Origin of the sequence: Agrobacterium sp. LAD9 (assembly GCF_003031125.1) — a bacterium.
GTDB classification, from domain to species: Bacteria; Pseudomonadota; Alphaproteobacteria; order Rhizobiales; family Rhizobiaceae; genus Agrobacterium; species Agrobacterium radiobacter.
The window spans coordinates 34,670-61,491 of record NZ_PHGS01000010.1; the positions used below are offsets into that span (position 1 = coordinate 34,670).

The 26,822-nt window shown below is 59.8% G+C and carries 22 protein-coding genes and 1 tRNA gene; 14 read left to right on the top strand and 9 right to left on the bottom strand.

From position 1 onward, the window contains the following. Positions 1 to 103: 103 nt before the first annotated feature. The 4 genes from dps (at position 104) to DA915_RS12420 (ending at position 3,602) form a co-directional block, all read left to right on the top strand. Positions 104 to 592, top strand: a complete 489-nt coding sequence (gene dps / locus DA915_RS12405) for a DNA starvation/stationary phase protection protein Dps (RefSeq protein ID WP_020011667.1) — start codon at positions 104 to 106, stop codon at positions 590 to 592. Between the two features lie 37 nt (positions 593 to 629). Beyond that, entirely contained in the window at positions 630 to 899 is a 270-nt protein-coding gene (locus tag DA915_RS28890) for a hypothetical protein (RefSeq protein WP_174067299.1), read from the top strand. Between the two features lie 353 nt (positions 900 to 1,252). Next, positions 1,253 to 1,327: transfer RNA gene (locus DA915_RS12415), tRNA-Gly, on the top strand. A gap of 313 nt (positions 1,328 to 1,640) precedes the next feature. Next, positions 1,641 to 3,602 (top strand): methyl-accepting chemotaxis protein, encoded by a 1,962-nt coding sequence (locus tag DA915_RS12420; protein ID WP_107675958.1) that lies wholly within the window; start codon positions 1,641 to 1,643, stop codon positions 3,600 to 3,602. Between the two features lie 208 nt (positions 3,603 to 3,810). Here the strand turns inward: DA915_RS12420 and DA915_RS12425 are convergent, their stop codons facing one another. Both DA915_RS12425 and DA915_RS12430 read right to left on the bottom strand, forming a co-directional pair. After that, the gene (locus DA915_RS12425) at positions 3,811 to 4,644 is read right to left on the bottom strand and encodes an aldo/keto reductase (RefSeq protein WP_107675959.1); all 834 of its coding nucleotides are present in this window, start codon (positions 4,642 to 4,644) and stop codon (positions 3,811 to 3,813) included. Positions 4,645 to 4,706: 62 nt separating this feature from the next. Next, on the bottom strand, positions 4,707 to 5,888 hold the full coding sequence (locus tag DA915_RS12430; protein ID WP_080866418.1) for an MFS transporter: 1,182 nt from the start codon (positions 5,886 to 5,888) through the stop codon (positions 4,707 to 4,709). Between the two features lie 191 nt (positions 5,889 to 6,079). Here DA915_RS12430 and DA915_RS12435 point away from each other — a divergent pair, with 191 nt between their 5' ends. Next, positions 6,080 to 6,979 carry a LysR family transcriptional regulator gene (locus DA915_RS12435; protein WP_107675960.1) on the top strand — a complete coding sequence of 300 codons (900 nt, stop codon included), beginning with the start codon at positions 6,080 to 6,082 and terminating at the stop codon, positions 6,977 to 6,979. A gap of 25 nt (positions 6,980 to 7,004) precedes the next feature. Here DA915_RS12435 and DA915_RS12440 read toward each other — a convergent pair whose 3' ends face one another. Continuing rightward, positions 7,005 to 7,904 carry a LysR family transcriptional regulator gene (locus tag DA915_RS12440; protein ID WP_003504061.1) on the bottom strand — a complete coding sequence of 300 codons (900 nt, stop codon included), beginning with the start codon at positions 7,902 to 7,904 and terminating at the stop codon, positions 7,005 to 7,007. A gap of 147 nt (positions 7,905 to 8,051) precedes the next feature. Between DA915_RS12440 and DA915_RS12445 the strand changes: the two genes are divergently transcribed. The 4 genes from DA915_RS12445 to DA915_RS12460 all read left to right on the top strand — a co-directional run bounded on the left by DA915_RS12445 (position 8,052) and on the right by DA915_RS12460 (position 13,934). Further along, the gene (locus DA915_RS12445) at positions 8,052 to 8,861 is read left to right on the top strand and encodes an alpha/beta hydrolase fold domain-containing protein (RefSeq protein ID WP_107675961.1); all 810 of its coding nucleotides are present in this window, start codon (positions 8,052 to 8,054) and stop codon (positions 8,859 to 8,861) included. A gap of 55 nt (positions 8,862 to 8,916) precedes the next feature. Further along, the gene (locus tag DA915_RS12450) at positions 8,917 to 10,107 is read left to right on the top strand and encodes an efflux RND transporter periplasmic adaptor subunit (RefSeq protein ID WP_107675962.1); all 1,191 of its coding nucleotides are present in this window, start codon (positions 8,917 to 8,919) and stop codon (positions 10,105 to 10,107) included. A 136-nt stretch (positions 10,108 to 10,243) separates the two neighbouring features. Beyond that, positions 10,244 to 13,438, top strand: coding sequence for an efflux RND transporter permease subunit (locus DA915_RS12455; protein ID WP_003504054.1), 3,195 nt, complete (start codon positions 10,244 to 10,246; stop codon positions 13,436 to 13,438). A gap of 292 nt (positions 13,439 to 13,730) precedes the next feature. Beyond that, positions 13,731 to 13,934, top strand: a complete 204-nt coding sequence (locus tag DA915_RS12460; protein ID WP_020810176.1) for a hypothetical protein — start codon at positions 13,731 to 13,733, stop codon at positions 13,932 to 13,934. Positions 13,935 to 13,959: 25 nt separating this feature from the next. On the opposite strand, the gene DA915_RS12465 is transcribed toward DA915_RS12460, so the two are convergent. Together DA915_RS12465 and DA915_RS12470 are read right to left on the bottom strand one after the other, a co-directional pair. Beyond that, the gene (locus tag DA915_RS12465) at positions 13,960 to 14,805 is read right to left on the bottom strand and encodes an endonuclease/exonuclease/phosphatase family protein (protein WP_020810175.1); all 846 of its coding nucleotides are present in this window, start codon (positions 14,803 to 14,805) and stop codon (positions 13,960 to 13,962) included. A gap of 48 nt (positions 14,806 to 14,853) precedes the next feature. Continuing rightward, entirely contained in the window at positions 14,854 to 16,314 is a 1,461-nt protein-coding gene (locus DA915_RS12470) for a phosphatidylserine/phosphatidylglycerophosphate/cardiolipin synthase family protein (protein WP_107675963.1), read from the bottom strand. A 224-nt stretch (positions 16,315 to 16,538) separates the two neighbouring features. Between DA915_RS12470 and pdxY the strand changes: the two genes are divergently transcribed. Then, positions 16,539 to 17,414, top strand: a complete 876-nt coding sequence (gene pdxY, locus DA915_RS12475; RefSeq protein WP_003504045.1) for a pyridoxal kinase PdxY — start codon at positions 16,539 to 16,541, stop codon at positions 17,412 to 17,414. Positions 17,415 to 17,588: 174 nt separating this feature from the next. Beyond that, complete coding sequence (locus DA915_RS12480; protein WP_003504043.1) at positions 17,589 to 18,230, top strand: carbonic anhydrase; 642 nt, start codon at positions 17,589 to 17,591, stop codon at positions 18,228 to 18,230. A gap of 197 nt (positions 18,231 to 18,427) precedes the next feature. Here DA915_RS12480 and DA915_RS12485 read toward each other — a convergent pair whose 3' ends face one another. From DA915_RS12485 to DA915_RS28895, 3 genes are all read right to left on the bottom strand, one after another. Beyond that, on the bottom strand, positions 18,428 to 19,243 hold the full coding sequence (locus DA915_RS12485) for a lytic transglycosylase domain-containing protein (RefSeq protein ID WP_003504041.1): 816 nt from the start codon (positions 19,241 to 19,243) through the stop codon (positions 18,428 to 18,430). Positions 19,244 to 19,464: 221 nt separating this feature from the next. Beyond that, positions 19,465 to 20,499: an aspartate-semialdehyde dehydrogenase gene (locus tag DA915_RS12490; RefSeq protein WP_107675964.1), complete on the bottom strand. Its 1,035-nt coding sequence runs from the start codon at positions 20,497 to 20,499 to the stop codon at positions 19,465 to 19,467. Between the two features lie 110 nt (positions 20,500 to 20,609). Next, positions 20,610 to 20,840, bottom strand: a complete 231-nt coding sequence (locus tag DA915_RS28895) for a hypothetical protein (protein WP_003504036.1) — start codon at positions 20,838 to 20,840, stop codon at positions 20,610 to 20,612. Between the two features lie 167 nt (positions 20,841 to 21,007). Between DA915_RS28895 and DA915_RS12500 the strand changes: the two genes are divergently transcribed. The 3 genes from DA915_RS12500 to DA915_RS12510 all read left to right on the top strand — a co-directional run bounded on the left by DA915_RS12500 (position 21,008) and on the right by DA915_RS12510 (position 26,112). Further along, positions 21,008 to 22,891 (top strand): MFS transporter, encoded by a 1,884-nt coding sequence (locus DA915_RS12500; RefSeq protein WP_162709086.1) that lies wholly within the window; start codon positions 21,008 to 21,010, stop codon positions 22,889 to 22,891. Between the two features lie 196 nt (positions 22,892 to 23,087). Beyond that, on the top strand, positions 23,088 to 24,659 hold the full coding sequence (locus DA915_RS12505; RefSeq protein ID WP_107675965.1) for a Re/Si-specific NAD(P)(+) transhydrogenase subunit alpha: 1,572 nt from the start codon (positions 23,088 to 23,090) through the stop codon (positions 24,657 to 24,659). Positions 24,660 to 24,678: 19 nt separating this feature from the next. Next, entirely contained in the window at positions 24,679 to 26,112 is a 1,434-nt protein-coding gene (locus DA915_RS12510) for an NAD(P)(+) transhydrogenase (Re/Si-specific) subunit beta (RefSeq protein ID WP_003504029.1), read from the top strand. 179 nt (positions 26,113 to 26,291) lie between these two features. Here the strand turns inward: DA915_RS12510 and rutF are convergent, their stop codons facing one another. Then, positions 26,292 to 26,816, bottom strand: coding sequence for an NADH-dependent FMN reductase RutF (gene rutF / locus DA915_RS12515; protein ID WP_087744934.1), 525 nt, complete (start codon positions 26,814 to 26,816; stop codon positions 26,292 to 26,294). Between the last annotated feature and the right edge of the window lie 6 nt (positions 26,817 to 26,822).

Below are 26,822 nucleotides of genomic sequence, written 5' to 3' on the forward strand. Positions count from 1 at the left end.
TTTTACTGTCCCAGTGCTTAGCATGGAACAGGGCCACAGGCCCGGACGTTAAACGACGGACTTTTCCAAAGCGGCATTCCGTCCGCAACTTCAGGAGACATCGATGAAGACGCACAAGACGAAGAACGACCTGCCTTCCAACGCCAAGTCGACCGTAATCGGCATTCTGAATGAATCGCTCGCTTCCGTCATCGACCTTGCGCTCGTCACCAAGCAGGCGCACTGGAACCTCAAGGGCCCGCAATTCATCGCCGTCCATGAACTTCTCGATACGTTCCGCACACAACTCGACAATCACGGCGACACGATTGCCGAGCGCGTCGTCCAGCTTGGCGGCACGGCGCTTGGCAGCCTGCAATCCGTCTCCTCGACGACCAAGCTCAAGGCCTATCCGACCGATATCTACAAGATCCACGACCATCTGGATGCGCTGATCGAGCGTTATGGCGACGTGGCGAACATGATCCGCAAGGCCATCGACGATTCCGACGAGGCCGGTGATCCGACGACGGCCGACATCTTCACCGCCGCCTCGCGCGATCTCGACAAGTCGCTTTGGTTCCTGGAAGCGCATGTGCAGGAAAAGAGCTGAGCGGAAAAATCGGCCACCCCAACAACAAAGCGCCCGGATGATCCGGGCGCTTTTTTCTCGTATTCAAGCGTCAGTGGCGCCGCAGAACGGCAAGCCCGATGTCCCGCAGCATCTCGTGATCGAGAATGCCCCGCTGGGCGCTACGGATAAGAACCGCTGCGCACTCATTGGCAACGTGGCTACTGCGATCTTGAAAACACTCGAAACATACGCCATCGAAAATATTCTGCAGATCGGTAATCTGCTCCGGCGACAATTGTGCGCCAACCCGTTCAAAAGCTGCGTACGACAAGGCTCATCCTCCTGATGATATGCCAAGTATCGTTTCTTTTTTTTCGTGGACATCAAATTTGTACACCCGAACGAATCACTTGTCGAATCAGATTTTAACCAAATGTAAATAGGTTATTTTCTGGCCTCCTCCACCGCCATATTCTGCGGGAAGGAGATAAAACCCAATCGAAACAACATCTTCTCCCTGGCGCACTCTTGTTTCGGTTCCCGGCCGCCCTTGTACTGCGGAAAAACGCGCAGCCGCGTGGATTTCCACCGAAACCGCAAAAGAAACTGTTGCATTCCAAAAACGATTGAGCGATATAGCACCCGTCGCCGCTTCGGTGGCCCACGGTTCAGCGTACTACCCCGGACCGGTGGATTTGAGCGGGTGTAGCTCAGGGGTAGAGCACAACCGTGCCAAGGTTGGGGTCGAGGGTTCAAATCCCTTCGCCCGCTCCAGTTTTCCCAGCAGATACAGAACTATCAAAAAAGAATTTCAGCTCTGCACCATGATTGGCTGTGCCACAGGCATGGCGTTCAGCCGCATTGCGCGTTGAACAGAGGCCGGAAGACGTCACCGATCACCTCACGCCATCAAAGTATTATTCATTACTTTTACATAATTTATTCAAAGTAAAAATGAATATTAAATGCATATCCGCTAATAATACATAATTATTTCTTAATTTACCAAGTATATAATTCCCAATCAAAGTGCATGATGCCGACACAGAACCCATGAAGGGATCAATTTCCTATCGGAGTTGTTGCCATGAGAAATATTCCTGTCGTTGGAAAATTCCTGACGGTATTTGCGCTGTTCGGCATTTGCGCAATCTTGATCGCGGCTTATTCCGCAGTGCAGATCAAGACAATCGACAAGAGCTATAGCGACCTTATCGAGCATGACAGCGCGGCAGCCCTTAACCTGGCACTGGCAAACCATGCCTTGTTGAACGGACGCGCCGCTTTGGCCGATATGATGATTGCCTTTACGGAAGAGGGTAATGCCGCCGCCGAAGTCGAGGCAAAGGCCACGCGTGGAGAATTTGCTCAGTTGATGGATAAAGCCATCGCCTCGGTCCCCGGTGACAGCCGTCTGCCCGCACTCAAGGACGAAGCGCTGAGACTCTACAATATTACGTGCAAGAATGCCTGGAATCTGGGCCGCACCGCATCGAACGTGGAGGAGGCACTGGCATCGCAAAAGGCATTCGGCATGGAATGCCAGCCGGTCTTCGCCAGGATCGGCGCGAAACTGACGCAGATCGCCACGGAAATCACAACCCGCAACGACACGGAGAGCGGCGCTCTGACGGAGACGAGCGACCAGACCGCGCTGATTACCGTCGTAGCGGTCATCCTCGGTTTCCTTACGGTGGTCGTCGCCGGATATTTCGCGATCCGCACCTGGCTTGTCACGCCGATGCAGGGGCTTGCCAGCACCATGCAGAAGCTTGCCAATGGCGACCTTTCCGCCGGCATCGACGGAACGGACCGGCGCGATGAGGTCGGCACCATGGCCAAGGCCGTGCAGATCTTCAAGGACAACGAGCTGAAGGCCCGCCGGCTGGAAGCGGATGCGGCCCAGGTGCGCGACCAGTCCGAAGCGGACCGTCAAAGGGCCGCCGATATAGACCGCAGGCGCGCGGCGGAAATGGCGGAGGCGACAAGCGGTCTGGCAGGCGGCCTGAAACATATGGCCGACGGCGACCTCTCCTATCAGCTGACGACGCCTTTCGCGGCGGATTTCGAAAGCCTGCGGGCGGACTTCAATATGGCCGTCGGTCAGTTGAACAAGACATTGCTCTCGGTTGCCGAGGTCACGGCGACGATCGATGGCGGCTCGCAGGAACTGAATTCGAGTGCGGGAGACCTGTCGCACCGCACCGAAACACAGGCCGCTTCGCTGGAGGAAACAGCCGCCGCGCTCGACCAGATCACCAGCAACGTCAGCAATTCGACGAAGCGCACGGAAGAGGCGCGAAGCGTGGCGGTGGAGGCGAACCGATCGGCGCAAACCTCCGGTCAGGTCGTCGCAAATGCGGTTGACGCCATGAAGCGCATCGAGAGCTCCTCAAGCCAGATTTCCAACATCATCGGCGTCATCGACGAGATTGCCTTCCAGACCAACCTTCTGGCGCTCAATGCAGGGGTCGAGGCGGCCCGTGCGGGTGAGGCGGGCAAAGGTTTTGCGGTTGTCGCGCAGGAAGTGCGTGAGCTGGCGCAGCGTTCGGCGCAGGCGGCCAAGGAAATCAAGGAGCTTATCCGCAACTCCGCCGACGAGGTTCAAAACGGCGTCAAACTCGTGACCGCCACGGGCGATGCCCTGAAGGTCATTGAAGGCCACGTCATCGCCATCAATACGCAGCTCGACGCCATCGCAACCTCCGCAAGGGAGCAGTCGGTCGGCCTGGCCGAGGTCAACAGCGCGGTCAACCAGATGGATCAGGTGACGCAGCAGAATGCCGCGATGGTCGAAAGGGCCAAGGCCTCCAGCACATCGCTTGCCGGCGATGCCGAGACGCTCCGCGAAATCATCGGCCAGTTCAGGCTCGACGGCACCGCCGCAACCGCCCGCAAAACCCGAAACGCCCATCAGCCATCGACTCAGCTGCGCGTTGCGGACAATGCCCAGCCGAGACCATCGCCGGCACGGCGCATGATGGGCCAGGTGGCCGCGGCACTCGGCGTATCGACCGCGTCAAAAGAGCAGAGCTGGGCCGAATTCTGATCCCACCCGCTCAAAAGACACCCGGATCACTATCCGGGTGTCGTGAAGTTGATGTCAAAGGTTGAAAACCTCCTCCGTCATGCCGGGCTTGACCCGACATCCAGCCATGGCGCGTCGGCACCATGAAAGGAATCTTCCGCGATCAATGACTTGATCGCACTGGACCCCGGATCAAGTCCGGGGCGACGTCCCATGCCCGCCCTGATAATCAGGCAGCCTCGTCCCACTCAGGCGCGAGCCCATCCGGCGAGACAATGCGGCCATCCTGCTTGGCGAGCGCATGGATCGCCGCCATTTCATCGGCCGAAAGCTCGAAATCGAAGATGGCGAGATTTTCATCGACACGGGCTTCGCTGACCGTTTTCGACAGGGCGACGACACCCTGCTGCTGCACGAGCCAGCGCAGCACCACCTGCGCCACCGACTTGCCTCGGCCTGCGGCGATCTCGTTCAGCACCGGGTCGGCAAAGACCTTGCCATCGGCCATGCCGTAATAGCCCGTTACCGACATGCCGGCAGCCTTGGCGGCAGCGATAACCACATCCTGATCGATATAGGGGTGGTATTCGATCTGGTTGGTCACGATCGGAGCCTTGGAAAGCTTCACCGCCTCGGCCATCAGCGCCGTATTGAAGTTGGAGACGCCGATATGGCGCACCTTGCCGGCTTGCCTCACCTCGTTCAGCGCTCCGATCTGTTCGGCAAGCGAGACCGCGTCGTTCGGCCAATGTAGCAGCAGCAGGTCGACATAATCGGTCTTCAGCTTTTTCAGGCTCGCGTCGACGGAGGCGAGGAAGGACTCGTGCTTATAGTTTTCGACCCAGACCTTGGTGGTGAGAAACACCTCGCCGCGTGCAATGCCCGAAGCAGCAATGGCTTCGCCGACCTCGGCTTCGTTGCCGTAGATCTGGGCGGTATCGATATGGCGAAAACCGGCCTTCAGCGCATGCGGAACGATGCGCAGGACATCGGGGCCGGGAATGCGGAAGGTGCCGAAGCCGAGCGCCGGGATCGAAGCGCCATTTGCGGTGACATCAAACATATATTTTCTCCTTTGAGGTTGCCCGGCCAGCCTGGGACATGGCCGGGAGTTTTGTGAAAAGCTCAGGCGGTTTTCAGCGTCAGCGCGGCACGGCGGTCGAGCGCGCTGCTCCAGAGGGTCAAAAGCAGGGCGATGGCGACGAGGATGGCGCCGACCCAGGGCGTTGCAGCAAGGCCCATCGGCGATTCCACCACCAGACCGCCGAGCCATGCGCCAATCGCGATGCCGAGATTGAAGGCGGCGATATTGAGCGCCGAGGCGACATCGACCGCGCCGGGACGGTGTTCCTTGGCAAGCTGCACGACGTAAAGCTGCAGGCCGGGAACATTGGCGAAGGACAGGAAGCCGAGCGCGGCAAGCGTGATAAGCGTCAGCACCGGCGAGAAGGCCGTGAAGGAGAAGACGAGCAGCACGATGGCCTGCGCGAGGAAGAGACCGATCAGCGCCTTGGCCGGGTTATGGTTGGCGATCCTGCCGCCGCCAATATTGCCGGCCGCAATGGCGATGCCATAGAGCACGAGGATCAGGCTGACGCTCTTTTCCGAAAAGCCGGTCACATCCTGCAGGATCGGCGCAAGGAAGGTGAAGGCAACGAAGGTGCCGCCGTAACCGAGCGCGGTCATGGCGAAAACGATGAGAAGGCGGCCGGAACCGAGAACGCGGACCTGATCGAAGAGGCTTGCCGGCGGCGCTTTCTTGAGCGTGTTCGGCAGAAGCGTGGCGATGCCCAGGAAGGCAATCACGCCAAGGGCGGCAACAGCCCAGAAGGTTGCGCGCCAGCCGAAGACCTGCCCGATATAGGTGCCGAGCGGAACCCCGGTGACGATGGCGACGGTCAGCCCCATGAACATCATTGCGATGGCCGAGGCGCGGCGGTTTTCCGGCACGAGATCGGCGGCGATGGTGGAGCCGACCGAGAAGAAGACGCCATGGGCGAAGGCGGCAATGACCCGGGCGACGAGCAGCATCTCATAGCTCGGCGACAGGGCCGCAGCGCTGTTGCCGACGATGAACAGGGCCATGAGGCCGAGCAGCAGCGGCTTTCTTTCGATCCGGCCGGTCAGCGCTGTCAGGATCGGCGCGCCGAAGGTGACGCCAAGCGCGTAGACGCTGACGATGAGACCGGCCAGCGGCAGGGTGATGTGAAGATCGTTGGCGACCGTCGGCAGTAGGCCGACGATGACAAATTCCGTTGTTCCGATCGCATAGGCCGCGATCGTCAGGGCAAATATGGCCAATGGCATGATGACTACCTCTCCGCCCGGAGCGGTATCGCGGGCGTTCTGGACAGCAGGGCTGTCGGTTTGGATCATTTGGACAGCGGTGCTGTCCGGTTGGATCAAATCTATGGAGGCAATATGGGCGAAGGGGACTTGCATGATAATCGGCAAGATTGGATAAACGCCTTTGAATTGATTTCACAGATGGTGAGGCGATGGACAACAGGGCCGGAGAAATGGAAGTCTTCGTGGCAGCGGCGGAACTCGGCAGCTTTTCCGCGGCCGGGCGCAGGCTGAAGCTTTCCCCCTCGGCGGTGAGCAAGCTTGTCACACGCATCGAAGACCGCCTCGGCACGCGACTGCTGGCCCGCTCCACCCGGCTTGTCACGCTCACACCGGAGGGCGAAGTCTATCTGGCTAGGGCAAGGCGCATTCTCGCCGACATCACTGAAACGGAGCAGATCGTGGCGAGCGGCGGCAAGGTGGTGCCGCGCGGCCTGCTGCGCGTCAACGCGACGCTGGGCTTCGGGGAACGTTATCTCCTGCCGCTTGCACCGGAATTTCTGTCTCTTTATCCGGAAATAGAACTGGATATCTCACTCACCGATGGCGTCATCAGCCTGATCGAGGAGCGCACCGATATTGCGATCCGCTCCGGCGCCATGGGCGATTCATCCCTGAAGGCAAGAAAGCTGAAAGAAGTCCGCCGCGTCATCGTCGCCTCCCCTGCCTATATCGAAAAACACGGCGTGCCGGAAAAACCGCAGGATCTGGCGCAGCACAATTGCCTGAGCTTCAATTTCAGCCGCAGCCTCAACGAATGGCCCTTCCGCGATCCCGGATCGACGGAGGTGTATCGCTTCCCCATCACCGGCAATGCATCGGTCAATAGCGGCATGGCGATGCGCAGGCTCTGCCTCACGGGTCTCGGACTAGGAAGGGTCGGGGAATTTCATATCGAACCCGATATCAAGGCCGGCCTGCTCATCCCTGTCCTTGAGGACTATAATGCCGAGGACATGGAGGTGATCCACGCGGTTTATGCCGGCCACGAGCATCTCGCCGCCCGCGTGCGCGCCTTCATCGATTTCCTCGCCACAAGGGTCGGGCGCTGATTGGGCCGGAAGGTGATTGGCCGTCTCACACCAGGCCGTGAACGAGCTTTGCCAGCCAGTCGACGAAAACGCGGACCTTGTTGGTCACATGCCGGGTTTGTGGATAGACCACATAGATCGGCATGGCCTCGCGCCGCCATTCGGAAAGCACCGGCACCAGTTCACCCCGCGAAAGCGCATCCCTCACCATGAAGACGGGAAGCTGCACGATGCCCATGCCGGCCAGTGCCGCGTTGAGATAGGTACGGCTGTCATTGACCGAGACGACATAGTTCGGGGTCAGTTCAACGCTGCGCACACCATTGTCGAAGGAGGCCGGCATGATCTGGCCGGTGGTGGCATTGAGGTAGCCCACCGAATAATGATCCTTCTCCAGATCCTCCGGTTCTCGCGGCATGCCGAAGTTTTCGATGTAGGATGGCGAGGCGAATGTTTCGAACCGGAGTTCGCCCACTTTTCGGGCAATCAGCGACTGATCGCGCAGCACGCCGACCCGGAGTGCGCAGTCGACATTCTCCGCGATGTAATCGACCAGACGGTCGCCGACACCGAGATCGAGACGGATATGCGGATAACGCTGGTAAAATTCGCAAAGATGTGGGATAACCACCAGGTCCGCGAAGACACCGGCCATTTCCACCCGCAACCGGCCGGATGGCTGCACCTGTGCGCTGGACATGCTGCCGTCAAGTTCTTCGATTTCCGATAAAATCTGTGAGGCCCGCTCATAATAGAGAGCGCCGTCCGTTGTCAGCATCACCCGGCGCGTGGTGCGGTTGAGAAGTGTGGTGTGCAAATGCGCCTCAAGCGCCTGCACCATGTTGGTGACCGTGGTTTTCGGCATGTTCAGCGCGGTGGCGGCGCGGCTGAAATTGCCGGTTTCCACAACCCGCGTAAAAACCCGCATGGCGGAGAGCTGATCCATTCACTGCCTCGGAGATATGATTATCCGTGATTTCGGAATAGTGTTTTCAAATTTGCATGCTTGATCGTTTCGATCCGAACAATAATATAGATTTCAGATTTTGCAATACGATCCGCCTATTGGTGGCGGCGCAAAGGATCTGGAGTCATGAACGCGCATTGGGAAAACATCGGCAGCAGCGAGGCGTCCGCGCCGAAGCTCTCCGTGCGCCGTTATGAAGGTTCCTGCCTCTGCAGCCATCCGCCTGTCGTGCTTTATCTGCGCGGCGGATCCTTTCTGGAACCCGGTCTCGAGCCGGGCGGCAATTGCCCCGAGCTTCCGGTGGCCCGCGCGCTTGCGGAAAGCGGCGCAGTGGTCGTGGAAGCCGATTACAGCAAGCCGTCCGGCAACGAGTTTCCGATGGTGATCGACTGTGCCTATGAGGCGCTCGATCATCTGAGTAGGGACATCAAGCATTATGGCGGCGCGAAATCGCTGCTGTTTGTGGCCGGTGAAGAGGCAGGCGGCAATGTGGCGGCGGGGCTTGCCTTGAAGGCCCGTGACCGCATGCCGGGCAAGCTCGCAGGCCAGATTCTTCTGTCGCCCATGATCGACCCGATGATGACGACGGAATCCTTCCGCGACGCGGACAGGATCGGCATGCGCCAGCGTTGGGCCGATGGCTGGAGCCATTACCTTGCCAAGGCGTGCGGGTTCTTCCACCCCTATGCCGCGCCCTGCCAGTGCACGCGGCTGAACCGGGTGGCGCCGGCGCTGATCTTTACCGCCGAGGACGACCCTCTGCGCGACGAAACGGTCAATTATGCAGGCCGCCTCATCGCCTCAGGCGTCAGCGTCCGGCAGCATGTTTTCCCCGCCGGCGTCGGCTGGACGGGGCTCTATCAAGGAGAGGGCGGCGAATGGGTCTCATCCGTCTGTTCGGAATTCAAGACCTTCGTTGACCAGTTGAAACACTGAATACCGCATTTATTGAGAAACTGACCGGCTCCTGATCCGAGCCAAGGAGAAACCCATGACGCTGAACACCAAGCGCCGGGCCCTGACGGGTGCCGGTATCGGGCTGGCTATGTCCGTTGCAGCCGCAGCATTGTTTTTCGACCTCCCCACCAGCCGCGATGCAACGGCCGCTTCCACCCCGGCTGAAACACCGGCGATCCCGGTTACCGTCGCCAAGGTGGAAAGCCGTGACGTGATGCGCTGGGAAGAATTTTCCGGCCGTCTCGAAGCCGTTGACCGGGTGCAGATCCGCTCCCGCGTCGCCGGCCAGATCAAGGCCGTGCATTTCCGCGAAGGCGCGCTGGTGAAGGAAGGCGATCCCCTCTTCACCATCGATCCGGCCCCCTATCAGGCTGCCGTTGCAGGCGCTGAAGGACAGGTCGCTTCCGCCGAAGCCAAGGTCAGCCTGGCGAAGACGGAACTCGACCGTGGCCGCAGGCTTTCCGACAACCGCACCATCTCCCAGAGCGATCTCGACCAGCGTCAAAGCTCGTTTGCGGATGCCGAAGCGCAGCTTCGCGCCGCCCGGGCCGCGCTAACCACCGCGCAACTTGATCTCGGCTACACCGAAATCATCGCGCCGGTTTCGGGCCGCGTTGGCCGCATCGAAATCACCGCCGGCAACCTCGTCGCCGCCGGCTCGACCTCGCCTGCACTGACGACGCTGGTATCGGTCAACCCGATCTATGCCAGCTTCAACGCCAGCGAAGGTACGGTTGCGAAGGCGCTTGCCGAACTGCCGAAAACCGATAGCGCCCTGCCCGCTCTCGAACAGATCCCTGTCGAAATCGGCACGCTTTCGGATGAGGGCACGCCGATCAAGGGCACGCTGCACCTGATCGACAACCAGGTGGATTCGGCAAGCGGCACCATCGGTGTCCGTGCCATCTTCGACAATCCGGACGGCAGGCTCATTCCGGGCCAGTTCGTGCGGGTGCGCATGGGCGAGCCGAAGCCGGAAAACCGCATCGTCATCAGCGACCGCGCCATCGGCACGGATCAGGACAAGCGTTTCGTCTTCGTGGTCGATGCCGAAAACAAGGTGAGCTACCGCCAGATCAAGCCGGGTGCACCGGCTGATGGCCAGCGCATCATCGACAGCGGCCTTGCCGCCGGTGATACGATCGTCGTCAACGGCCTGCAGCGCATTCGCCCCGGTGCAACCATCGCACCACAGGCGGAGGACAAGGTTGCTGCCTCGCAGTAAGTAACCGCCTTTTTGATCAATAAGCGTCCCGCCCTCCCGCGAGACGCCCCTTCAGACAGAACCGGCCTTCACCGGCGGCAGAAAAGCCGCCGGAACGGCCTTTGCATTCCAAAATATACCCGGAGAGGGACTGGATATGAATATTTCCAGATTTTTTGTCGACAGGCCGGTATTCGCCGGCGTTCTGTCGATCCTGATTGTGGTGGCAGGCCTTCTTGGCATGCGCGCCCTGCCGATTTCCGAATATCCGGAAGTCGTTCCGCCATCCGTCGTCGTCCGCGCCACCTATCCGGGTGCGAACCCGGCCGTTATCGCTGAAACCGTCGCCACGCCGCTTGAAGAACAGATCAACGGTGTCGAAGGCATGCTCTATATGGGCAGTCAGGCGACATCCGACGGCGTGCTGACGTTGACCGTGACCTTCAAGCTCGGTACCGACCCCGACAAGGCGCAGCAGCTGGTGCAGAACCGCGTTTCGCAGGCCGAACCGCGCCTGCCGGCGGAAGTCCGCGCACTCGGCATCACGACGGTCAAGAGCTCACCCGACTTCATCATGGTCGTCAATCTGGTGTCGAAAACCGACGCCTATGACATCACCTACCTGCGTAACTACGCAACGCTGAACGTCAAGGATCGCCTCGCCCGCATCGAAGGCGTGGGCCAGGTGCAGGTCTTCGGCGCAGGTGACTATTCCATGCGCGTCTGGCTCGATCCGCAGAAGGTCGCCGAACACGATCTGGCTGCCAGCGACGTCTCCGACGCCATCCGCCAGCAGAACGTACAGGCGGCAGCCGGTGTCATCGGCGCTTCGCCGAGCCCGAACGGCGTCGACCTGCAGCTCAACGTCAATGCACAGGGCCGTCTGACGACGCCGGAAGAATTCGGCAACATCATCGTCAAGAGCGGCGCCAACGGCGAAATCACCCGCCTGCGCGATGTCGCCCGCATTGAACTCGGTGCTGCCGATTACACGCTGCGTTCGCTGCTCGACGGTGAACCCGCCGTGGCTGTGGCAGTTCTCCAGGCCCCCGGCTCCAACGCCATCGAAATCGCCGACAATGTCCGCGCGACGATGGACAATCTGCAGCTGGCAATGCCTGACGGCGTGAAATACGAGATCGTCTACGACACGACGAAATTCGTGCGCTCGTCCATCGAAAAGGTCGTTGATACACTCCTCGAGGCCGTTGGCCTCGTGGTGCTTGTCGTCATCCTCTTCCTGCAGACATGGCGCGCATCGATCATTCCGCTGATCGCCGTTCCGGTCTCGATCATCGGCACCTTCGCCGTCATGTATGCTTTCGGGTTTTCCATCAACGCGCTAACGCTGTTCGGGCTGGTGCTCGCCATCGGCATCGTAGTGGATGACGCGATCGTGGTCGTCGAAAACGTCGAACGAAACATCGAAAACGGGCTCTCGCCGCGTGACGCCACCTATAAGGCGATGCGTGAAGTGTCCGGACCAATCATCGCAATCGCGCTGGTTCTGGTTGCGGTCTTCGTGCCTCTTGCCTTTATCTCCGGCCTCTCAGGCCAGTTCTACCGGCAGTTCGCACTGACCATCGCCATCTCCACCGTCATTTCGGCGATCAACTCGCTGACGCTTTCGCCCGCTCTTGCAGCCCTGCTGCTCAAGGAACACGGTGCACCGAAAGACTGGCTGACCCGCTTCATGGACCGGATTTTCGGCTGGTTCTTCCGCGGCTTCAACCGCGCCTTCGGCGCCGCCTCGAACGGCTACGGCAAGACCGTGGGCGGGCTGGTGACGCGCAAGAGCCTGGTGATGCTGGTCTATATGGCGCTGGTGGCTGCAACCTACGGCATGTTCACGACCGTTCCGAGCGGCTTCGTGCCGGCGCAGGACAAGCAGTACCTGATCGGCTTTGCCCAGCTTCCTGATGGCGCGACACTCGACCGGACGGAAAGCGTCATCAAGCGGATGAGCGATATCGCCATGGAAACGCCCGGCGTCAGCCACGCCATCGCCTTCCCGGGCCTGTCGATCAACGGCTTCACCATCGGCTCCAACTCCGGCATCGTCTTCGCGATTCTCGATGACTTCGAAAAGCGCAAGACGCCGGAACTGTCCGGCGGCGCCATCGCCATGCAGCTGAACCAGAAATATGCGGGCATTCAGGATGCCTTCATCGCCATGTTCCCGCCGCCGCCGGTCAACGGTCTCGGCCAGACGGGCGGCTTCAAGCTGCAGATCGAGGACCGCGCCGGTTACGGCTACCAGACGCTTGACGAAGCGGCGAAAGCCGTGATCGCCAAGGCATACCAGACGCCGGAGCTGGCAGGCATCTTCTCCAGCTTCCAGATCAACGTGCCGCAGCTCTTCGCCGATCTCGATCGCGCCAAGGCCGAGCAGCTGGGCGTTTCGGTCAGCGACGTCTTCCAGACGCTGCAGATCTATCTGGGTTCGCTCTATGTCAACGACTTCAACGCCTTCGGGCGGACATACAGCGTGCGTGTGCAGGCGGATGCGCAGTTCCGCGCCCATGCGGAAGATATCGGCCGCCTGAAGGTTCGCTCCGCAACGGGTCAGATGATCCCGCTTTCGACGCTGCTGAAGGTGGATGCGACGACGGGACCGGAACGCACCAACCGTTATAACGGCTTCCTTGCAGCCGATATCAACGGCGGTCCGGCACCGGGCTATTCCTCTGGACAGGCGCAGGCGGCGATGGAAAAAATCCTCGCGGAGAACCTGCCGGCCGGGATTGACTACGAATGGACGGACCTGACCTACCAGCAGATTCTGGCCGGCAACTCCAGCATCGTGGTCTTCCCGCTGGCGCTGCTCTTGGTTTACCTCGTCCTGGCTGCGCAATATGAAAGCCTCACATTGCCGATCGCGATCATTCTGATCGTGCCACTCGGTGTGCTCGCGGCCCTGACCGGCGTCTGGCTGACGGGAGGGGATAACAACATCTTTACGCAGATCGGCCTTGTCGTCCTTGTGGGCTTGTCGGCGAAGAACGCGATCCTGATCGTGGAATTCGCCCGCGAGCTGGAATTCGAGGGACGAACGCCACTTCAGGCGGCGGTCGAGGCAAGCCGGCTTCGTCTTCGCCCGATCCTGATGACCTCGCTCGCCTTCATCATGGGCGTGGTACCGCTGGTCGTCTCGACAGGTGCGGGTGCCGAAATGCGCGCGGCCATGGGTGTCGCTGTCTTCTCCGGCATGATCGGCGTGACGTTCTTCGGCATCTTCATGACACCGGTCTTCTACGTGCTGGTGCGCAAGCTGTCGGGCAACCGCCCGCTCATCCAGCACAAGCAGGAAGAACCGGCCAATTCGGACTACAAGCTCGAAAAGGCCGGCTGAGACCATACTCCCATCCACCGCCACCTTCGACGCAAGCCCGCCGCGCATCCCCCCGGATGCGCGGCGTTTTTCATGGGCGGGAACGTCTATGCAACCATCCTGAAATAGAATCAGATTCAAATGCTTAAGTGGCAAATACGCCTATATTGTCCCGCTTTAAAACTGTCAAAAATCAATATAGAGCCATCACACGAAGAGAACCGCAAGAAACAGTGCTATTTTATGCTTTGTATTTTGTGGTAATTTCCAAGAACAGGGTGATTCGGACTAAATGATTTAGTTCAGGGGCTACATGATGGAGCAGGACTACGAAAGCTGGGCAACGACCGTTGCCTATTCGATAGTGATGCATGAAGGTCTGGATCTGGCGCTTTCCGCGCAGAACCTGGACAGGGGCAAGACCAAGAACAATCGCGAGCGGCTGATGGAGGCCATTCGAACATCGTTGCTTGAGGCGCGTTTTCGCAGCCATCTGACGGCAGCGCACCGGCTCTGAACGCTGCGCCTGATATCGCAGCGGCTTAGACCGGAAGCAGGTCGGTCCGAACCGCGGCCTTCAGCGGCAGATGGTCCGAGGCGATACGCGCCAGCGCGCTGTCATGCGCCTCCACCTGCTCGATCAGCCCTTTTCGATTGGCGATGATCCTGTCGAGCGCCAACACCGGCAGGTTGGACGGAAAACTCGGCACCGCCGGCGGCAGGGCGCCGAAAGCATCCCGGAACGTATTGAGCGACGAACCGTTGCCGAGACGCCATTCATTCAGGTCTCCCATGAGAATGGTCGCGCATTCGTTGCGCGCTTCCAGAAGGCCGATCAGCGCTTTCGCCTGCTGGGCGCGGGAATGCCTGAGAAGGCCGAAATGGGCGGCGATGACCCGCAGCGTGCCGCCGCTTTTCAGATCCAGTTCCACGACGAGCGCGCCGCGCGGCTCCAGCCCCGGCAATTTCAGCGTATGCACATCCCTGACGGCGCCTTCCTTGAACAGGACGACATTGCCGTGCCAGCCATGGGCCTTCACACCGGCCAGCACCGGCACTGGGATGAGGCCGCTTTCCCGCTCCAGCCGGGCGAGATCAAGCAGGCCGGTGCGTTCGCCGAAACGGCTATCCGCCTCCTGAAGCGCGATGATGTCAGCGCCGATTTCCTGAATGACGCGGCTGGTTCGATCGGGATCGAACTTGCGGTCACGACCAACGCATTTATGCACATTGTAGGAGGCGATGACCGGGAAGGAATGGTCTTTCGTCGCCGGCGCCGCACTCTGCCGCTGACGGCGGTCGCGCAGCGACTGCATGACGAAGGCGGACAGGCTGGTGTTTTTCGTCAAAGCCGTTTTTTCATCCTCCAGCAAACCGTTCTTTTTCACGCGTTTATGCCTCCGGTCTCGCGCTGCGCCTGTCGGACACACCGCACTCTAAAGATAAGGCGAAGCGAGCCACAGGACACGCTCCACAAAACGGACAACGAATGGCCGCGCATTCAGTTCGCTGAGCCGCACGGGCAAGGCGGTCGCACGTGCATCCCGGATGCGCTCCCCGATCGTTGCTGCGAATTCCTCATCCATAACTTCGAGATCGATCTCAAAGTTCAACCGCAAAGAACGCGGATCGAGATTGGAAGAACCGATGTAGCTCCAGCGCCCGTCGATCACCAGAAGCTTGGAATGGTTGAAAGCCCCCGTCGCCCGCCAGATGCGGCAATAATTCTTCAGCATCTGGTCGAATTGCGCCGTCATCGCCCTGTCCACAAGCACCAGATTGTTGCTTTTCGGCACGATGATATCCACCACGACCCCCCGCCTTGCTGCGGTAATGAGCGCCGAAATAAGCTCCCGATCGGGGAGAAAATAGGGCGACATGATGAGAATGGAGGAACGGGCGACGGAAAATGCCCCCATCAGCATCTTGTGACTGGTCTCGATGCTCCTGTCCGGCCCCGAGGAGCAGACGCGGGCGGCGATCTGCGAGCCCGGCACGCCGTCGGGAATGGCGATATCCCAGACCGGCGCATCCAGAAGCTCCTTTGTCGTAAAGCGCCAGTCCTCCGCCGCGATGGAGAAAAAATCCGATACCACCGGTCCGGTGATCTTGAAATGCGTGTCGTGCGACTGGCTTTCGCCGCCAAATTCCAGCGTGAACCCCTCGCGGATATTCATGCCGCCGCTAAATGCAATGCGCCCGTCCACCACGAGGATCTTGCGGTGGGTGCGCAGATTGGCATAGGGCAGCCGCAGCCCCATGATGACATTGCCGTTGAAGACATCGCAGACGATGCCCTTTTCCCTGAGCGTCGGCAGGATGCTCGGCACGGAATAACGCGCGCCCACCGCATCCACCAGCACACGCACCTCCACGCCGCGAAACTTCGCCCTTTCGAGCGCCGCGACAAAACGGGCGCCGATCCGGTCATTGTCGAAAATATATGTTTCGAGAATGATCGACCGCTTCGCCTCCCCGATCGCCTCCAGCATGGCGGCATAGGCCGCGTCTCCGGTCACAAGCGGCTCGATACCATTGCCTGTCGTCAACGCATGGCGCGTCACCCGGTCGCCCAGCGTCTTCATAGCCTCGAAACGCCGTCCGAAGCGCGCGGCGATCATGTCCCCGCTCGCATCCAGACGCGCCACGCGATCCATGATCTCGTCCAGCATGAAGGACCGCTTCTGCGTGATATTGGACCGGCGGATGCGGTTGATGCCGGCAATCGCATAGATGACCGCACCGACGATGGGCGACAGCACGATAACACCGACCCAGCCAAGCGCGGAGCGGACCTCCTCCTTCGTCATCGTGGCATGCACGGCCGCCACGGTTCCCATCAAAATCGAGAGAACGGCAAGGATATGCGGCCAATAGGCAATGACGAGATCAAGCATGGTACAACTATAGAGTACTTCGGCAATCCCGCAATGACACGCAGGTGACGCTGGCAGAGACAAAGAACCTGACCGCGCCATGCTTTTGCGGGACAGACCCTTGCGGGATTAACGGTGGAAACCGGGCTTGCGATATGTCATGAGAGCGCATCTTGATCTTTGGCAGTGGCAGGGCGAGGTGCACTTGCGGGCTTTCTGCCTCGTTTGAAAGCAAGAAGGCCGTGATGCAGGAAAATACACAGGGCGCTGTCATCGTCATTTCCAGCCATGTCATGCGTGGCTCCGTCGGCAACCGCGCGGCGGTCTTTGCGCTTGAGACGCTGGGTTATCCGGTCTGGGCGGTGCCCACCATCGTCATGCCCTGGCATCCCGGCCACGGCCCGTCCACCCGCATGCGCTTTCAGGACGACGATTTCGACAAGGCAATGACCGACCTCGAAAACGCCAAATGGATCGGCGAGGTCAAGGCTGTCCTGACCGGTTATTTCGGCAGCGCGGCGCAGGTGCGCTCCGTCGCAAGGCTGATCCGCAATCTGAAGGAAAAGAACCCGTCGCTGATTTATGCCTGTGACCCGGTCATGGGCGATCTGGGCGGGCTTTACATTCCCCTTGAGACTGCCGAAGCCATCCGTGATCACCTCATCCCGCTTGCCACCGTCGCCACGCCAAACCGATATGAACTGGCCTGGATGAGCGGCGCCGAGCTTGAGACCAACAATGCCATCATGGATGCCGCACTTTCCCTCGGCCCGCCGAAAATGCTGGTCACCTCAGCCGTGCCGATGATGACGGGCGGCACCGGCAACCTCTACCTCAGCGGCCGCCACGCACTGCTTGCCGAACATCGCGCCATCGAAAATGCGCCGAACGGTCTCGGCGACCTGATGTCCGCGCTGTTCCTCGCCCGCCTGCTGGAAGGTCTCGATGATGAAAAGGCGCTGCAGCTGGCAACCGCCAGCGTCTTCGAAATTCTGGCCCGCACCAAAAAACGCGACATGAACGAACTGACGCTGGAGACCGACTCTTCAAGTCTCTCCACACCCATGGCCATGGTGCAGATGCGTCATCTCTTGCATCCTTCGCGCAGCAAGCGCAAATAGCGACTAGAGCATTTCCAGGAAAAGTGGCCCCCGGTTTTCCGGCTGGAAATGCGGAAACAAGGAGTTGGAGCGGCTTCGCGGTTCGAAGAAAAGCGAAAATGCTCCAAAGGATTGGTCTTCAACGCACCGAGTTCTTTTCTTGATCTTGGTCCAAGCACAACGGTACTGCGATAGATGAAAGATTTTCCGGAAAACCTTCTCAACGGCTACAAGAACTTCATGAGCGGTCGTTATGTCGACGAACGCGAAAGATATCGCGTTCTGGCCGAGACCGGACAGAAACCGCAGACCCTGTTCATCGCCTGTTGTGACTCCCGTTCGGCGCCGGAAACCATTTTCGACTGCGGACCGGGAGAGCTTTTCGTCATGCGGAACGTCGCCAACATGGTGCCGCCCTATGAGCCGGATGGACAGTACCACGCCACCTCCGCCGCCATCGAATATGCCGTGCAGGTTCTGAAGGTGAAGGACATCGTCGTCATGGGCCACGGCCGCTGCGGCGGCATTCAGGCAGCACTCGATCCCAATCTCGAGCCGCTGTCACCCGGCGATTTCATCGGTAAATGGATGAACATGGTCAAATCGGCGGCCGAACAGATCCAGAGCAACGACATCATGACCGCCTCCGAGCGTCAGACGGCGCTGGAGCGCGTTTCCATCCGCAACTCCATCGCCAATCTGCGCGGCTTCCCCTTCGTCAAGGCGCAGGAAACCGCCGGCAAGGTGAAGCTGCACGGCGCATGGTTCGATATTTCGACCGGAGAATTGTGGGTGATGGACAGCAAAACGGGCGACTTTCGCCGCCCGGACCTGTGATTGAAGCGGATTGAGAGAGCGAGACGTCCTGGGTGGCCATTAATCTGCCCGGCAATCAAACCTCTCCTTCGTCATCCTCGGGCTTGACCCGAGGATCACGTCGGTTATGCGGGAAGCCTCTTGTCGGACGCTACGTCGCCGGATGCCGGATCAAGTCCGGCATGACGAAAGCGAAATTTTAGTCCGCAGAAACAGCCTTATTGGCCGTCGATCGCCTTGCCGATGAACGCAATGGCCTGCTGGTAGACGCTTGCAGCGTTCCAGCCCTGAATGGCGGCATAGTTCGCCTGACCCTGCTGATAGCCCGCACCACGCTGCCAGCCATGGCCGACGAGGAAGTTCGCGGTGGAAGCCAGCGCATCGGCGCGCGAGCCGACGAGATCGATACGGCCGTCGCGGTCGAAATCTACGCCATAGCGCACGACGTTCAGCGGCAGGAACTGCGTCTGGCCGATTTCACCATGGGCAGCGCCCTTGGCGTTGACGTTCAGCGAACCGCTGCCAACGAGCTTAAGGGCCGCATAGAGCTGCTCGGTGAAATAATCCGAACGGCGGCAGTCGAAGGAAAGCGTCGCAACGGCGGAAAGCGTATGCTGGTTGCCCATGAAGCCGCCAAAACCGGTTTCCATGCCCCAGATGGCGAGCAGCGGACCAGCCGGCACGCCGTAAGCGCGTTCGATGGACGCAAACAGAGCTGCATTGTTCTTCTTCATGGTCTTGCCGCGTGAAATGATCGTCTGACCACCGCGCTTCTGCATGAACTGTTCGAAGGACAGCTTGAAGCTGTGCTGACCGCGATCGGCGCGGATCGTCGCCTGGTTGTAGGAGACGCCGGAGAAGGCACGGTCAAGCACCGAGGCGCTGACGCCGCGGCCCGCTGCTTCCTGCTTGAAGGCGCCGACCCAGGCATCAAAGCCCGCCGAGGTGTTGCTGCATTGCGCAGCCATAACCGGCGTCGCTGCCAGAACCGAAACCATGGCCACACCAGCCAGAATTACCTTCATTGCCCGCATCAAAATCTGCCTTCGATATCCTTTGGGGAATTTTTCCCGAGAACCAAACCGTCAATACTGTATGATTCAGGTGCCAAAACTGTCTTTTGGCGGCCTAAATTGCCTTTCGACAGCAAGGCCTGCAAATAAACTGGCCGTGATCTCGCCAATTATAAAACCCGCCTGCCCCACACAGAACAGACGGGTTATACTTAACGAACCTTAAAAAATCGTATCACAGATCAGGCAGCCGCCTTGCGGGGCTTGATGAAACCACGATTGACCAGGAGTTCGGCGATCTGGATGGCATTGAGGGCAGCGCCCTTGCGCAGATTGTCCGAAACAACCCAGATGTTGAGGCCGTTTTCAACCGTCGCATCTTCGCGGATACGCGAGATGTAGGTTGCGTCCTCACCGGCGGATTCGACCGGGGTGATGTAGCCGCCATCTTCATGCTTGTCGATGACGAGGCAACCCGGCGCTTCGCGCAGGATGTCACGCGCCTGATCGGCGGTGATCTCGTTTTCGAACTCGATATTGACAGATTCCGAATGACCGATGAAGACCGGAACGCGCACCGCCGTGCAGGTTACCTTGATCTTCGGATCGAGCATCTTCTTGGTTTCCGCCAGAACCTTCCACTCTTCCTTTGTATAGCCGTCTTCCATGAAGACATCGATATGCGGAATGACGTTGAAGGCGATACGCTTGGTGAACTTCTTGGTTTCGACCGGATCGGCCACGAAGACGGCGCGGGTCTGCTGGAAAAGCTCGTCCATGCCTTCCTTGCCGGCGCCGGAAACGGACTGGTAGGTGGAGACAACGACGCGCTTGATCTTGGCGAAGTCATGCAGCGGCTTCAGCGCGACGACGAGCTGTGCCGTGGAGCAATTCGGGTTGGCAATGATGTTCTTCTTGGTGAAGCCCGCTACCGCATCAGCGTTGACTTCGGGAACGATCAGCGGAACGTCCTGATCGTAGCGCCATGCGGACGAGTTATCGATGACGACGCAGCCCTGCTGGCCGATCTTCGGCGACCACTTCTTGGACACATCACCGCCGGCAGACATCAGGCAAATATCGGTGTCGGAAAAATCGTAGTTTTCGAGGTTAGAGACCTTCAGCGTGCGATCGCCATAGGAGACTTCCGTGCCCTGCGAACGGGCGGAAGCGAGCGGCACGACTTCATCGGCGGGAAAACCGCGTTCGGCCAGGATATTGAGCATTTCGCGACCGACGTTGCCGGTGGCGCCTGCAATTGCAACTTTGAAACCCATGATCAAGCTCTCTTTCTGTCTCTCCTCTTTTTGGTGAGGTGGGAACCCGCATTAGATCGCGGCTTCCACGATCCCCGGCCAAACCGGGGAGAGAGCGGTGGCCAGAGACGTCAGACGGTTTTAATCGTCGTTTTGGCCGTAATTCGGATAGAATAAGAAAGGCGCGGATCATCGCCGGCGGATTGTGCCGGTCCTTCCATGACGAACATGTCTGCAACATGCATGCGCAAGGTGATGCTCCTTCTTCGCCAGAAGCTATTAGAAGGTTTCTTGTTTGTGTCAAGAAAAAAGGCGCGTTTCAGGCCATCCGGTGCGGGCAGGCCAAAACCGCCCTGCGACATTTTTGCACATTATACATTAGACTAAAGTCATAATCCGAAAGCATCGCTCTTATTGGGGTTAATTTTCTGTCACTCTGACATCACGCGCATTGCAGCCGCAAGGTTTGCCCGGAGGAGAGAGATGGGCTCCGCAATGCGCCGATTGGGACATCTGTGGAGGACAGACAATGGCAAATGTTGCAGCCGTAAGCGGCGCAGCCCGTCCGATGACGGGTGAAGAGAAGAAGGTGATTTTCGCCTCTTCTCTCGGAACGGTCTTCGAATGGTATGACTTCTATCTATACGGCTCGCTCGCGATCTATATCGGTGCGAACTTCTTCAGCCAATATCCGGAAACGACACGCAACATCTTTGCGCTTCTGGCCTTTGCCGCCGGCTTCCTCGTGCGCCCCTTCGGTGCACTGGTGTTCGGCCGCTTGGGCGACATTGTCGGCCGTAAATATACCTTTCTCGTCACGATCCTGATCATGGGCGTTTCGACCTTCCTCGTCGGTGTGCTGCCCAGCGCATCGCAGATCGGCATCGCCGCTCCGATCATCCTGATCGCTCTGCGCATGCTGCAGGGTCTGGCGCTCGGCGGTGAATATGGCGGTGCGGCGACCTACGTGGCCGAACACGCGCCCAACGGCCGCAGGGGCTATTACACCTCGTGGATCCAGACGACGGCGACGCTCGGCCTGTTCCTCTCGCTGGTGGTCATCCTCGGTGTGCAGTTCGCACTCGGCAAGGAAGCCTTCGCCGCCTGGGGCTGGCGCATTCCCTTCCTCGTTTCCGTTCTGCTGCTCGGCGTATCCGTCTGGATCCGTCTGAAAATGAACGAATCCCCCGCCTTCAAGAAGATGAAGGAAGAGGGCAAGACCTCCAAGGCCCCGCTCAGCGAAGCCTTCGGCCAGTGGAAAAACGCCAAGATCGCCCTGCTTGCCCTCGTCGGCGCCGTCATCGGTCAGGCCGTCGTCTGGTACACCGGCCAGTTCTACGCGCTGTTCTTCCTGCAGAGCATTCTGAAGGTGGACGGGCAATCGGCCAACATCATGGTCGCGGCAGCGCTCATCCTCGGCACCAGCTTCTTCGTGATCTTCGGCTGGCTTTCCGACAAGATCGGCCGCAAGCCGATCATCATGGCCGGTCTCGTTCTCGCAATGCTGACCTACTTCCCGCTGTTCAAGGCGCTCACATGGGCGGGCAACCCGGCACTTGCGCAAGCGCAGGCCAGCGTTCGCGCCACCGTGACCGCAGCTCCGGGCGACTGCAAATTCCAGTTCAACCCGACAGGCACGGCGAAATTCACCACATCCTGCGATATCGCCACCTCGTTCCTGACGCGCAACTCCGTTCCCTATGACGTCGTTGCGGGAGCGGCCGGCGAACCGGCGAGCGTCAAGATCGGCGACGCCACTATCGCCAGCTACGACGCCATCGCAGCCGGCGCGGATGCATCTGCAAAGGACAAGGCCTTCCAGAAGCAGGTCAACACCGCGTTGCACGACGGCGGCTACCCGCTGGTGCGCGGTGCGGCACAGGTGCCGGATGCAAAACTGGACGCCTTCATCGCAGCCAACCCGGAGCTCAACCTCAATGCGGTAGCCGTTCGTGCCGCCGACAAGAAGATGGTTGCAACCGACAAGCTGGTGGCGGACAAGCTGCTGACGCCGGCCGAGACCGCCGGAGCGACTGAGATGGCCGTCTACACCATTGCCGGTGGTGGCGCCTTCGCCATGGTGGCCGATCCGGCCGCCGTGAACTGGGTCGTCATCATCGCGGTCCTGACCGTGCTCGTCATCTATGTGACGATGGTCTATGGCCCGATCGCGGCCCTGCTGGTCGAACTGTTCCCGACCCGCATCCGCTACTCCGGCATGTCGCTGCCCTATCACATCGGCAACGGCTGGTTCGGCGGCCTTCTGCCTGCCACCGCCTTCGCGATGAGCGCGGCGAAAGGCGACATCTATTACGGCCTCTGGTATCCGATCGTTTTCGCAGGCATCACGCTCGTCGTCGGCCTGCTGTTCCTGCCGGAAACCAAGGATCGCGACATCCACACCATGGATTGAGCCACATCCTGACGGACATTTTCGGAACCCGGCGCGCAGGCGCCGGGTTTTTTTATTGCGCCACGGGCCGGCATATCGAACGAGCCTGTCGCAGGGGCTGTCATTCCGTCGCAGGCAAGACAAAATCAATATGGAGACAAAGCCCCCCTGAATGGGTTATGACCCCCCTGTATTTTCAGGCAGAGGGAGAGCCATTTTGAAGATCGGGACGCCTAAGGAATTATATGAGGGCGAAGCGCGCGTCGGCATGACGCCCGACAGCGCCCAGGCATTGCAGAAACTCGGATATGATTGCATCCTCGAAACCGGTGCAGGCAAGGCGGCGGGATTTTCCGACGACGCCTATCGCGCAGCCGGTGTGACAATCGTCGACAGCGCCGATGCGCTTTACGCCGGCGCTGATATCATCGCCAAGGTTCGTCCGCCGGAAACGTCGGAGATTGATCGCCTGTCTTCGGACAAGACGCTGATCTCGTTCTTCTATCCCGCCCAGAACAAGGACCTTCTGGAGCAGGCCAAGGAAAAGGGCGCAAATGTCATCGCCATGGACATGGTGCCGCGCATTTCCCGCGCCCAGAAGATGGACGCCCTGTCCTCCATGGCCAACATCGCCGGTTATCGCGCGGTCATCGAGGCCGGCAATAATTTCGGCCGCTTCTTCACCGGTCAGGTGACCGCCGCTGGCAAGGTGCCGCCCGCCAAGGTGCTGGTCATCGGCGCTGGCGTTGCCGGTCTTGCCGCCATCGGCACGGCCACCTCGCTCGGCGCCATCACCTATGCCTTCGACGTTCGCCCTGAGGTAGCCGAACAGATCGAATCCATGGGCGCCGAATTCGTCTATCTCGATTTCGCCGAACAGCAGGATGGTGCCGCCACCGGCGGTTATGCCGCCCCCTCCTCGCCGGAATTCCGCGAGAAGCAGCTCGAAAAGTTCCGCGAACTCGCTCCGCAGATCGATATCGTCATCACCACCGCGCTCATTCCGGGCCGCGACGCCCCGAAACTGTGGCTCGCCGATATGGTAGCGATGATGAAGCCGGGTTCTGTTATCATCGACCTCGCGGCAGAACGAGGCGGCAATTGCGACCTGACGGTTCCCGACCAGCGCGTCGTCTCCGACAACGGCGTCATCGTCATCGGCTATACGGATTTCCCGAGCCGCATGGCGACACAGGCCTCGACGCTCTATTCCACCAACATCCGCCACATGATGACCGACCTGACGCCCGCCAAGGACGGCAAGCCGGTTCACAACATGGAAGACGACGTCATCCGTGGTGCGACCGTCACCTATCAGGGCGAGATCACTTTCCCGCCACCGCCACCGAAGATCCAGGCCATCGCCGCGCAGAAACCCAAGGAAAGAGCAAAAGAGCTTACGCCCGAGGAAAAGCACGCCAAGGAACGGGCCGACTTTAAGGCGCAGACGAAAAATCAGGTCGGTCTGCTGGTCATCGGCACGGCGGTCCTGCTTCTCGTCGGACTTTATGCGCCGGTAAGCTTCATGAGCCATTTCATCGTCTTCGTGCTCGCCTGCTTTATCGGCTTCTCTGTCATCTGGAATGTCAGCCACTCGCTGCACACGCCGCTGATGGCGGTGACAAACGCGATTTCCGGCATCGTCATTATCGGCGCGCTGCTGCAGATCGGTTCCGGCAACTGGCTGGTGGTGATCCTTGCCTCGCTTTCCGTCCTGATCGCGACGATCAACATCGTCGGCGGTTTCCTCGTGACACGGCGCATGCTCGCCATGTTCCAGAAGTCCTGAGCCGTGTAGGGGACACTTTATGACCATTGGTATCGTTTCCGCGGCCTATGTTGCCGCAGCCGTTCTTTTCATCCTTTCCCTCGGCGGCCTTTCCGGACAGGAAAGCGCCAAACGCGCCGTCTGGTACGGCATAACAGGCATGGGTCTTGCCATTGTCGCCACGGTCTTCGGACCTGATGTCGGCAACTGGTTCATCGTGCTTCTGATGCTGGCGGGTGGCTCCGTTCTCGGCTACTTCGTCGCAAACCGCGTGCAGATGACCGAGATGCCGCAGCTTGTTGCAGCCCTTCACTCCTTCGTCGGTCTTGCCGCCGTCTTCATCGGCTTCAATGCCCATATCGAGGAAGCGCATGTCGCTTCGCTCGATGAGACGGCGCGTTCGTTGCTGACCGGCTTTTCCGCCCTTCTCGCCCACAAGACACCGGTGGAACTGGCCATCATGAAGGTCGAGGTTTTCCTCGGTGTCTTCATCGGCGCTGTCACCTTCACCGGTTCGGTCGTCGCCTTCGGCAAGCTGGCCGGCAAGGTGGATGGCAAGGCGAAGAAGCTGCCGGGCGGACATGTCCTCAATGCGAGCGCTGCGATCCTGTCGCTCGTTCTGCTCATCATGTATTGCAACGGTGCCGGTGCATGGACGCTGGTGCTGATGACGCTTGCCGCCTTCTTCATCGGCTACCACCTGATCATGGGCATCGGCGGCGCCGACATGCCTGTCGTCGTCTCGATGCTGAACAGCTATTCCGGCTGGGCGGCAGCGGCCATCGGCTTCACGCTCGGCAACGATCTCCTGATCGTGACAGGTGCGCTGGTCGGCTCCTCGGGTGCGATCCTGTCCTACATCATGTGCAAGGCGATGAACCGCTCCTTCATCTCGGTCATCCTCGGCGGCTTCGGCGGCACGACGGGTCCGGCGATGGAAATCGATGGCGAACAGGTAGCAATCGACGCCGAAGGCGTTGCTTCGGCGCTGAACGATGCCGACAGCGTTATCATCGTGCCCGGTTACGGCATGGCGGTGGCACAGGCACAAAGCGCGGTGTCCGAACTGACCCGCAAGCTGCGTGCTGACGGCAAGACCGTGCGTTTCGCCATCCACCCGGTGGCAGGCCGCCTTCCCGGCCACATGAACGTGCTGCTGGCCGAAGCCAAGGTGCCTTACGACATCGTGCTGGAAATGGACGAGATCAACGACGACTTCCCCAATACCGACGTCGTCATCGTCATCGGCTCCAACGACATCGTCAACCCGGCGGCACAGGACGATCCGAACTCACCCATCGCCGGCATGCCGGTTCTGGAAGTGTGGAAATCCAAGCTGGTCATCGTCTCCAAGCGCGGTCAGGGAACGGGTTATTCCGGCATCGAGAACCCGCTGTTCTACAAGGACAATACCCGCATGTTCTACGGCGACGCCAAGAAGTCGATCAACGATCTTCTGCCGCTGATCAAGTAACGGAAAGGGCGTTTCCGGGAGACCGGAAACGCCCTTTCGAATTCTGAGAACGCATTCCACCTTGACGTCATCCGCGGGCTTGACCCGAGGATCCATCGCGCGTCGGGTTGTGGATCCTCGGGTCAGGCCCGAGGATACGACGGTGGGGTTCGGGCTGGTAATCAGCCAAAACGGTCGCTTCAAAGCACCCGGTAACGCCGGTTGAAATACAGCAGCGCTTCTTCGCCCTCATTAATCTTCATATCGACGACATCGCAGATCAGGATATCGTGCGTGCCGCCATCATGCGCCTCGCGGATGCGGCAATCGAAGGAAACGAGCGCGTCTTCCAGAACCGGAGCGCCGGTTTCAAGCACGCCCCAGCGCCCGGCGGCGAAACGTTCGTCCGCCGGCGTCTTGCCGCCGAACAGGGTGCTCAGCGCCTCGTGCTTTGAGGCAAGCGTGTTGACGCAGATGACGCCGTTGCTCTTCACCACCTTGTAGGCGGAAGCATTGCGATTGAGGCAGACGAGCAAGGTAGGCGGATTGTCGGAAACGCTGCAAACGGCCGTCGCTGCAAAACCCGCACGTCCAGCCACACCGTCCGTGGTAACGATGTTGACCGCCGCACCGAGCCGCGCCATGGCGTTTCTGTATTCCAGGCTGCGCTGCTCAGCAGTCTTCGTCTCCATTTCCGCTTCCTTTTCAAGAGACATCATCCGCATCTAACC